We start from the raw sequence: 10,499 nt of genomic DNA, 5'->3' as shown, positions 1-10,499 counted from the left end.
AAAAAACACTTTCTTTCCGAAGCAATATTGAAGATTTACCTATGGAAGTTGATCCTTTTCATTTTGAAAATGCAATTACAAATTTGATTGATAACGCGCTAAAATATGGCGGAAATACTATTGAAGTGAATGTTGCCAAAGTACTAGAAACCGTTGAAATTACAGTTTCTGACAATGGAAATCCGATTGATAAATCGCAACGAGAAAAGATTTTTGATCAATTTTACCGAATCCCGAAAGGAAATACACATGATGTAAAAGGATTTGGAATTGGTTTATATTACACCAAAAAAATCATTGAAAAACACAACGGAACTATTCAATTGGTTCCAAACGCGAATCATACTATTTTTAAAATTACACTGCTAAGATGAAAACAACAAAGATAAAACTGCTCTTAGCAGAAGACGAACCTGCTTTGGGTCAGATTGTAAAAGAGAGTTTGGAATCGCGCGATTTTGAGGTTTTTTTATGCGAAAACGGCGAAGAAGCGTATAAAGTGTATCAAAAAATACAGCCCGAAATTTTAGTCTTGGATGTAATGATGCCAAAGAAAGATGGATTTACGTTGGCACAGGAAATTAGACAAGAAAACACCACGATTCCGATTATTTTTTTAACGGCAAAATCGCAAGTAAAAGATGTCGTAGAAGGTTTTCAACATGGCGGAAATGATTATTTAAAGAAACCATTTAGCATGGAAGAATTGATTGTACGCATTCATGCCTTGTTGAATCGAATTCACATTAAAAAAGATCATACACAAATTCCGATCGGAACATATACATTCAATCATACACAACAGCAATTAATTTGGGAAGAAACATCAGTTCAGTTGACACATCGCGAAGCAGAATTATTATTTCATTTATCTGAAAAAAGAAATACTGTTTTAGATCGCACTTTTATTCTGAACAAACTTTGGGGCGACGACGATTTTTTCAACGCAAGAAGTATGGATGTTTTTATTACCAAACTTCGCAAGAAACTGAAAAATGATCCTGAAATTCAGATTGTAAATGTGCGTGGTTTTGGATATAAGTTGATTTGCTAGTTTTTAGATCGCTATCGCTTTTAGACTTGTTTAATACGTAATTCCGAGGAAGTATGACAAAGTAAGCTGTTTCTTGACAGACAGATTGCCACGAATTTCTTCCAAATTCTCGCAAAGACGTTTCATATGTATCACCACATTCACAAATTTTCAAATTGACACATTACTATATTAAAAAGTATGGCGCATTTTTTGTAATTTGTCAACCATGAAATCACTGATCTTTTCTTTTTTCTTATGCTGTTCGCTGTTTGCTTTTGGGCAAAAAACGATTACAGCTACCTTACAAAAACAAGATAGTTTGCGTGTAGATGAGTTTGTAGATGTAGATAATTTTGGCGCTTTGTATGTGATTCAGAATAATATTCTTATCAAAAGAAAAGACGCTAAAGAGTGGCAATACAACAATTTTCAATTCGGAAAAATTACGTCTGTAGACATTTTAAATCCCCTAAAAATCACCTTGTTTTACGAAGATTTTAATACGGTTATTGTGTTAGATAATACACTGAACGAAATTAAACGAACCGATTTTAATGTGATTACAGAATTCAAAAATTTAGCCGCCGCAACCACTGCAAACGATCGGAATTTGTGGGTTTTTGATACCAACACACAACAATTGGAAGTGTATAATTATGTGCAACAAAAAACTCCGATTCAGAATTTACCAATTTCAGAAAAATTTATCACGCTAAAAAGTAATTACAATTTTTGTCGCGTACTTACGGAAACGACCATGTATTTGTATAATATTTACGGAAGTTTACTATCGCAAAAAAACTTGGAAGGCGTGACCGATTTTGACATGACAAATGAAGAAATCATTTTTTTAAAAGACAAACAACTTTATTACAGTGTAAATAACGAATTTTATCTTATAAATTTACCATCTGACAGAATTGCCATAAAACAGTTTTCGCTTCACGATGATATCTTGTATATTTACGACGGAATTGTATTGTATCAGTTTCAACTCAAAAAACCAACAAAAGAATAAATAGAACGAATATTTTTAGAATCGGTTGTAAAATCCAGCAATTTGATTGTAAAGCAAACACCTAATCACAAAATCACATGCACGTTGCAATTGCAGGAAACATTGGCGCAGGTAAAACGACGTTAACAAAATTATTAGCGAAACATTATAATTGGGAACCACATTTTGAAGATGTTGTTGACAATCCGTATTTGGATGACTTTTATACGCAAATGGAACGCTGGAGTTTTAACCTTCAAATTTACTTCTTAAATAGTCGTTTTAGACAAGTTTTGCAGATTCGCGAAAGCGGTAAAAAAATTATTCAAGATCGTACTATTTATGAAGATGCGCATATTTTCGCTCCCAATCTTCATGCAATGGGATTGATGACGAATCGCGATTATGAAAATTACCAATCGTTGTTTGAATTGATGCAAAAATTGGTAGATGCACCCGATTTATTAATTTATTTACGTGCCGATATTTCTACGCTCGTAGCGCAAATTCACAAGCGTGGACGCGATTATGAAAACTCAATCAGTATTGATTATTTGAGCAGATTGAACGAACGTTATGAAGCTTGGATTTCAACATACGATCAAGGAAAATTATTAGTCATTGATGTAGACAACTTGGATTTTGTAGACAATCCAGAAGATTTAGGAAGTGTTATTAATAAGATTGACGCAGAAATTCACGGATTGTTTTAAACACAATTTTCAATATAAAAACACAAAAGCCATTCTGTAACAGAATGGCTTTTTTTGATGATTAGCACCAATTGTTACATGTACGACAATGTAGTGGATCGCTCACTGGATGATCATTCGTATAACAACGATCGGAAGGACAATTGTTCGTTTCGCAATTCCACGTGCCACAGTTTCCTGTTCCACAATTCCCTGTTCCACATAAAACAGGCGCAGTTACATAACCTCCGCTAATGCTTTCTAAGTTAGAAACTCGGTTTTTCCCTAATGTCAATTTGGTGTTTAATTTCTTTTTTTTCATGATTTAATTTATTTGTGGTTAATAAGACACTTCAATTTACAATCTTATCTCACTGATAACTATCATTTTACCATAACTTATGTACGTGCATACACGAAAAAAAGAACAGTTCTGCTTAAAATTGCTTAATTTTCTATTTCAAAAAGTCATTTTCAGCGTATATGCTCCATTTTTTCAAAGATTTTACAAATTCCGACAAAAAAGCAATTGCCAAATTGTATGTAACTCCAAATTTTTCAGTGTACGAGTTGCAAACTGAACTGCAATCTTTTCACAAAAAAGTGGCGCAAAACGACTTGGTTTTTAAGAAAATTACGAATGGTTTTACCGTAGATATTTCTATTGAAAAAGCGGTAAAAAATGAACTCTTAACAGCAACTCGATTACAATTAATTCAAAATAAAACGATTGTGTATGTACTGGCGGAATTTGTAGAAATTGACCTTTCTACCTATAAAGAAAGTAAAAAAGCAGCCGATTTCACATTGAATAAACAAGCAATTTTTAAGCATTTACAAACCTATTTATTGACAGTACAAAATGATGATTTGTATGCGCTGAAAAATACAGAACAGCTTCCTTTTGTCACTTCCGTAGATTTGGAAACACAGAATTTCATCTTTCATCAACTGCAAGCAAAAGAATACATTTTGAGTGTTTTGGGCATAAGCGAAGTTATGTTTCATACTACTGAAACGTATCCTAAAAATATGGTTTGGCATTTTATATTGACGTCAACTCGTGCTTTTTTGATTGGAAAAGATTCGGAAAGTGATTTCTTTTTGACAGCTATTTCTACTGAAAATTTCTCCATTCAAGAAAAAATAGGCAAAGATTTAATTACAACCGCAACTGCATCGTTTTATACCGAATTTATGAACGATTCGCTGTATTTAGATTTATTTCCTGTGATTATTGCAAAAGGAAATCGTTTGACAGTTTTTGGCGATTTACTCGCGAAGAAATATCATAAAAAAGCGGCGCATACAACCTTAGCTTCTCGCCTATTTTATTTGAATGGCACTACTGTAGATTCGTCATTGAACGAACTCAAAGGAGATTTGATTACAGCATTAAATCGACTTAAAATTACGCCTGATCGCGAGGAAATTATAGAAACCGTTTTCAAAAAACACATTCGTATTGATGAAATGTTTGGTTCGAATTTGATCGCAATCGCAAATGATTGGAAACTCGCGTTTATGGAACAAAAAAAGCTGTTACATATTCTGCAGCCATTTCAACAAAAAGAAACTGCCAAGCAAACGATTGCTTTTCACAAACATGTATATGATTCGTTTCTTGCAGTGGAAAAGAATGCTGAGATTGTGTTTGAATTCAGTTTGAATTACGCCATACATTTGAATAATTCGGAACAATTTGCAGAAGCAATTTCTGTGTACAGAATGATTTATGAATCGCTTCCTGATGATAGTATTGCAGATTTATTACCGACAAAAACAACCAATATTCTTAAAGGTGAAGGCGGACGACAATTAAAAGTGATCGTTTTGGAAGCCATGTTAGAAATTCAACAAAAATTACAAGAAGATGTTTCTGAGACCATTCACCAACTTGCCGAATTGCAACCGTTAACACAAACGAGAATTGAAGCATTGGCACTACATAAAAACTATGAGCGGAAAGCGGAAATTATTACCGAAATTATACTATCAAACGAATTGGACGTTGACGATTCGTTTCACGAAAGTGTATATAAAACCATAGAAAAGAAAACGATTTTAGAGAATGTAGTTCCGAGTTGTTTTAAGGAAGCAAAAGGCTTTTTTGATTCTTTGAATACTTTTATTGCTGCGTTGAATCCGCCAGATTATGAAGCCGTAATTTCGTTTTCCGATACGTTGAATACAGCGAATCATCCTAAAATCTCAGCACGTATTTCGGCAATTTGTACTGCGTTGCAAATGGAAGTTCCCGAATGTTATATTGGACGTGGAACTTATGCAAATGCGGTGATTGGTGTGGAAGGAAAGCCATCTTTCATTATTGTAGGTGCCGATTTTTTAAATCCGAAAAGCATTCGCTATTTGGAACCAAATGCATTGCTATTTTTGATTACAACCGAATTGTGTCACATTTATTTTAAACATTCAAAAATTACAGCAACAGATGTTTGGCGTGGCGCTGCGGATAAAGGTTTTAATTTGGTGAATATGCTGTTAACTGTGTTGCCATTTGCTGGAAATATTGGAACTATCTTCGAAAATGTAGCAAGTGTAGAAAAGTACGGAGCTATTTTACAACGTGTAGAACAAGTGGCAAATGTTGCAGAAAAAGGAAAAGATATCAAAGCGATCAGCGAGAAATATAACCTGAATCCATTTGGTAAAAAAACTGCAATTACAGATAGTTCTCAGAATCTCTTGATTACTTCGCGCTTGATGGAAATTGTCGCGGATAAAGTGGCATTGCTATTTTGCAACGATTTAAAAGCTGCGGTAAAAGGCATGTTGGTCGGCACAAAGTTTTATGAAGATTATCATCCGTTTATTACGGGACATGGCATACAATTGTTTTTATCGCAAACAAATGAAAACAATGAATTTATACACCAAGAATTGAGTATTCGCTTGAAAAGCATGACTTCTTTTTATGTATCGGATACGTTTGAAACGTTAAAACAACAATTATATTCCTCTTAAAAACTGTAGTATTTGAAAAATTTCCCAACACGACTAGACGAACCTTACGAACTCACAATTGACGAAGTAGTTCAAGAAAAATTAAAACTTTTAGATTTACAAGATGGCGATACTTTGATCGATTTAGGTTGTGGCGATGCGCGCAATTTGATTGCGGCTACAAAATTTGCTGATATTCGTTGTGTTGGGTACGAAGTTTTACCCAAAGCTTTGGAAGCTGCAAAAAGAAATATTGAGGAAGCAAATTTGACAGATCGCATTGAAATTATAGCAGAAGATTTTTTAAACGCCGATATTTCAAAAGCAACTGCGCTCATTTTATATTTGACAAGAAATTCTTTGGGACAACTTTCGTTAAAGCTAGAAAATGAACTTCCTAGTGGCGCTAGAGTTGTTACGCACGATTTTGACATTCCTGCTTGGGAAGCTGACAAAGTGATTCAGTTTAAATCAAAAGAAGCATTTTGGTTTACGTTTTATGTGTATTGTGTAAAGTGATTCTTGTAAAATCACTTTAGCAATCATAGTATAAAATTTCACTCTTCAGCAGGATTAATTCAACTTACAACTTTAAGTTCGTCCTTTGGACTTCTCTAAATTTAGTAGGCAAAATCAATTTTAGATTCTAAAACTATCTCTGTAATCAAAGGAAAAGATCCCGCTCTTCAGCAGGATTAGTTCAACTCACAACTTTAAGTTCGTCCTTTGGACTTCTTAAATTTGAGTTTCACTAAAAAAAAACAGCAACCTTTCGATTGCTGTCTCTTAAAAATATAAAAAGTCGGTTTTTATAAATTTTCCTCTTTCATTGTAATTACGTTTAATGCTACATCAGCTTTGGTAGCTTCTTTTGCGTTTACTTGAATTACGTTTTTATTTACTTCTTCTGCAGTTGTATGATCTTCTCCATGTCCACCTAATATTGGTGCAATTACCAATCCGATTAAACACGTTAATTTGATTAAGATGTTCATTGATGGTCCAGAAGTATCTTTGAATGGATCTCCAACAGTATCACCAGTTACGGCTGCTTTGTGCGCATCAGAACCTTTGTATGTCATTTCTCCGTTGATTTCAACTCCAGCTTCAAAAGATTTTTTAGCGTTGTCCCAAGCGCCACCAGCGTTGTTTTGGAAAATTGCCCAAAGTACACCACTTACGGTAACTCCTGCCATATATCCACCTAACATTTCTGCGATTGCTTTGTTTTCCATTCCAAATGCTAAGGGTACAAAAGCAATTGCTAATGGGAATCCGATGGTTAATAAACCTGGTAACATCATTTCTTTTAAAGATGCTTTTGTAGAAATTGCCACACATTTGTCGTATTCTGGCTTCCCAGTACCTTCCATAATTCCTGGAATTTCTTTGAACTGACGACGTACTTCGTATACCATTTCCATGGCTGCTTTACCTACCGCGTTCATTGCCAATGCTGAAAATACTACAGGAACCATTCCTCCAATAAATAACATGGCTAATACTGGCGCTTTGAAAATATTAATTCCGTCAATTTCTGTAAACGTTACATACGCAGCAAATAATGCTAACGATGTTAAGGCAGCTGAAGCAATAGCAAATCCTTTTCCTGTTGCTGCTGTTGTATTTCCTACTGAATCTAAAATATCAGTACGTTCTCTTACGATTGGATCTTGTTCACTCATTTCAGCAATTCCTCCTGCATTATCTGCAATAGGTCCGAAAGCATCAATTGCTAACTGCATTGCTGTAGTTGCCATCATTGCAGAAGCTGCTAAAGCTACTCCGTAGAATCCTGCTAATGCATACGATGACCAAATAGCACCTGCAAATAAGATTACTGATGGGAATGTAGAAATCATTCCTGTTGCCAAACCTGCAATAATGTTTGTTCCGGCTCCTGTACTTGATTTTTTTACAATTTCTAAGATTGGTTTTTTACCTAATCCTGTGTAGTATTCTGTGATTGATGATATAACTCCTCCAACAAATAATCCTACTAAAGTTGCATAGAATACACGCATAGAGTCTATAACAACTGGCATTGCTTTTCCTGTTGAATCTAAGTTTTCACCGAAAAATTTCATTGAAATTGTATCTGGCAACATGTAGTCAATTAATCCAAAACAAGCTGCTGCTACTAAAGCAATAGAAACCCAGTTTCCAATGTTTAATGCGCCCATTACTTGTTTTTCTTTGGCTTCGTTACTTTTAATTTTCACTAACATTGTTCCGATTACAGAAATAATAATTCCTGCTCCTGCAATTGCCATTGGCAATAATACGGGTCCAATTCCATCAAAACCAGCTGAAGTAATATCTCCTCCCATGTCTTGAATGATGTAGTTTCCTAATACCATTGCGGCAAGTACGGTTGCAACATACGAACCAAATAAATCGGCTCCCATTCCTGCTACATCACCTACATTATCTCCTACGTTATCTGCAATTGTTGCTGGGTTACGAGGATCATCTTCAGGGATTCCTGCTTCTACTTTACCAACTAAATCGGCTCCAACATCTGCTGCTTTTGTATAGATTCCTCCACCAACACGTGCAAATAATGCAATTGATTCTGCTCCTAAAGAGAATCCTGCAAGTGTTTCTAATACGATTGTCATTAATTCGCTTGCCGTTTTTGCTTTACCACCAAATTCTCCAGCGATCCATTCACCGCCCATAAACATATTAAAGAATACAATGAAGAATAAAGTTAACCCTAAAACAGCCAAACCTGCAACTCCAAGTCCCATTACCGTTCCACCACCAAAAGATACTTTTAATGCGTTTGGTAAACTTGTACGTGCTGCTTGTGTTGTACGTACGTTTGTTTTGGTTGCGATTTTCATTCCTACGTTTCCTGCATACGCAGAAAAGATAGCTCCGAAGATAAATGCAATTGCAATTGACCAGTGCGTTGTTGGCACAATAAAGGATACACCTGCTAATGCAATAGCTACTACAACTACAAAAATTGTTAGCAAACGATATTCTGCATTTAAGAACGCTAGTGCTCCTTCATATATATGATCTGATATCTCTTTCATTTTACCGTCACCGGCATCTTGTTTCATTACCCAAGATCTTTTGATAAGCATGTAGATTAAGCCTAATATTGCTGCTGCTATAGGCATGTAAATCATCATTGATTCCATATTTGTCTGTTTGATTTGTTATTTAGCGGCGTAAATGTAACAAAATCAAGCCTAAAAAAAAACCTTCTAAATCGATTTAGAAGGCTTTTTTATAAATATTGGTAAGGTATTATTTCTTTTATATTGTAAAGTTCCCGTTTTTCTTGTGTTCGCTAGCTTCGTAGCGTTCAATACATTTATCAACAATTTCATAAGCTTCTTCGGCATTTCCCCAACCACCAACATCAACTTTCTTTTTTTCTAAGTCTTTATATACTTGAAAAAAGTGTGTAATTTCTTTGATTCTGTGTGGATTTAGGTCTTCAATATCGTTGTAGCTATTCCAAATTGGATCGCTTACAGGCACACATACTATTTTTTCATCTTGCCCTTTTTCGTCTGCCATGTGGAATACACCAATTGGTTTGATTTCCATTACGCACATTGGAAACGTAGGTTCTGTTCCTAATACTAATACATCCAATGGATCGCCATCAAGAGCTAATGTTTCAGGAATAAAGCCATAATCACCAGGATACATCATAGAAGAGAATAGCATTCTATCGAATCTAATTTTCTTTAAATCAAAGTCATATTCATATTTATTTCTGCTTCCTTTTGGAATTTCAATCAGTGCGTCAAATGTTAATTTCTCTTTAGCTGTCATATCTTCTTTCTTACTCGTTTTTCTAAAATCGGGTGCAAATTTACGTAAAACGTTCTGACTGACCAATTGACAAACATTATTATTTTGTTAGATTTGTATGATTGTTTGTGTAACAATCTGTTATTTCCTGCCACAAATACTATATTAAGAGTTTAATTTTCACCATCAATATTTATTTATACCTGAATTTCATGCGTTTTTCTTTTCCCTCAAAATTATTATTTCAATTTCTTTTGTTGTGTGTGTTTCTATTTTCTACGGAAGTGTTTTCACAAAAACCAGCGAAAGATTCGTTGGATCAGTATTCTTTTAAAGAACTTTCTTCTAAATTCAATACCGCTTTGCTTAAAGATGATAAACTAGCGAGAATATATGCAGAAAAGATTTTATCTGATTCTAAAAGTAGAAATAGCACTATTGGAATTATAACTTCGTATGGAAATTTTGCAAGTTTAGAGAATCAATTAGGAAATACCGAAAAGGCACTAGAGTTTATTGATAAAGCAATTTCTTTAGCTAAACAAGATCCTAAATATATGGCTTCAGAAGCATATTCAAGCTTCACAAAAGGTAAAATTCTTTACTATACTGGACAATACAAAAAGGCTTTTAAATACTACACAATTGCATATGATTATTATAAAAAAATAGGGCTGAAAAATCCGTTAAACACACTTTCTTTGAGTATTGCCTTGATAAAAAATAACCTTGGCGATCATCAAACTGCTATTGAATTACTTTTAAAATGTCAGGAAAATTATGAAAACACTCCTGAACATCAACACCCTAAACTTTTTCCTGGCGATTATAAACCGTCTGTTTTATTAGGGCTTAGTAATGCATATATGAAGTACGCAATAAAAAAAACTAGTAAAAAAGATTCTTTATTAAATATTGCTGCTGATTACAATACTCTTGGACTTAAGGAAGCCATCCATAAAAAAAATAAAGCCTATGAAATTAGATTTATCATTGGCGATGGAATTATTGCGGAAGAACGTGGCAACTA

The 10,499-nt window shown here is 34.3% G+C and carries 10 protein-coding genes; 7 read left to right on the top strand and 3 right to left on the bottom strand.

Annotated features, from left to right (window positions below):
• From AB8B65_RS14240 to AB8B65_RS14225, 4 genes are all read left to right on the top strand, one after another.
• Positions 1-374, top strand: a 374-nt coding sequence (locus tag AB8B65_RS14240; RefSeq protein WP_405301822.1) for a sensor histidine kinase, incomplete at its 5' end; no start/stop codon positions are given.
• Entirely contained in the window at positions 371-1,054 is a 684-nt protein-coding gene (locus AB8B65_RS14235) for a response regulator transcription factor (protein WP_405301821.1), read from the top strand. The genes AB8B65_RS14240 and AB8B65_RS14235, both read left to right, overlap by 4 nt.
• Before the next feature lie 208 nt (positions 1,055-1,262).
• Positions 1,263-2,054, top strand: a complete 792-nt coding sequence (locus AB8B65_RS14230) for a hypothetical protein (protein ID WP_405301819.1) — start codon at positions 1,263-1,265, stop codon at positions 2,052-2,054.
• A 77-nt stretch (positions 2,055-2,131) separates the two neighbouring features.
• Positions 2,132-2,746 (top strand): deoxynucleoside kinase, encoded by a 615-nt coding sequence (locus tag AB8B65_RS14225; RefSeq protein WP_405301817.1) that lies wholly within the window; start codon positions 2,132-2,134, stop codon positions 2,744-2,746.
• 61 nt (positions 2,747-2,807) lie between these two features.
• On the opposite strand, the gene AB8B65_RS14220 is transcribed toward AB8B65_RS14225, so the two are convergent.
• Positions 2,808-3,047 carry a hypothetical protein gene (locus tag AB8B65_RS14220; protein ID WP_405301815.1) on the bottom strand — a complete coding sequence of 80 codons (240 nt, stop codon included), beginning with the start codon at positions 3,045-3,047 and terminating at the stop codon, positions 2,808-2,810.
• Positions 3,048-3,208: 161 nt separating this feature from the next.
• Here AB8B65_RS14220 and AB8B65_RS14215 point away from each other — a divergent pair, with 161 nt between their 5' ends.
• Both AB8B65_RS14215 and AB8B65_RS14210 read left to right on the top strand, forming a co-directional pair.
• Positions 3,209-5,710, top strand: coding sequence for a hypothetical protein (locus tag AB8B65_RS14215; protein ID WP_405301814.1), 2,502 nt, complete (start codon positions 3,209-3,211; stop codon positions 5,708-5,710).
• 12 nt (positions 5,711-5,722) lie between these two features.
• A complete protein-coding gene (locus tag AB8B65_RS14210) occupies positions 5,723-6,208 on the top strand; it encodes an SAM-dependent methyltransferase (RefSeq protein WP_405301812.1) in 486 nt (161 codons plus the stop codon).
• 290 nt (positions 6,209-6,498) lie between these two features.
• Here AB8B65_RS14210 and AB8B65_RS14205 read toward each other — a convergent pair whose 3' ends face one another.
• Both AB8B65_RS14205 and AB8B65_RS14200 read right to left on the bottom strand, forming a co-directional pair.
• Positions 6,499-8,844, bottom strand: a complete 2,346-nt coding sequence (locus tag AB8B65_RS14205) for a sodium-translocating pyrophosphatase (RefSeq protein ID WP_405301810.1) — start codon at positions 8,842-8,844, stop codon at positions 6,499-6,501.
• Positions 8,845-8,962: 118 nt separating this feature from the next.
• Positions 8,963-9,490, bottom strand: a complete 528-nt coding sequence (locus AB8B65_RS14200; protein WP_405301823.1) for an inorganic diphosphatase — start codon at positions 9,488-9,490, stop codon at positions 8,963-8,965.
• Positions 9,491-9,681: 191 nt separating this feature from the next.
• Between AB8B65_RS14200 and AB8B65_RS14195 the strand changes: the two genes are divergently transcribed.
• Positions 9,682-10,499: tetratricopeptide repeat protein (locus AB8B65_RS14195; protein ID WP_405301807.1), on the top strand; the 818-nt coding region annotated here is incomplete at its 3' end.

The sequence above is a fragment of the Kordia sp. genome, assembly GCF_045105435.1.
Classification (GTDB): domain Bacteria; phylum Bacteroidota; class Bacteroidia; order Flavobacteriales; family Flavobacteriaceae; genus Kordia.
This window is presented reverse-complemented; position numbering and strand designations above follow the sequence as displayed.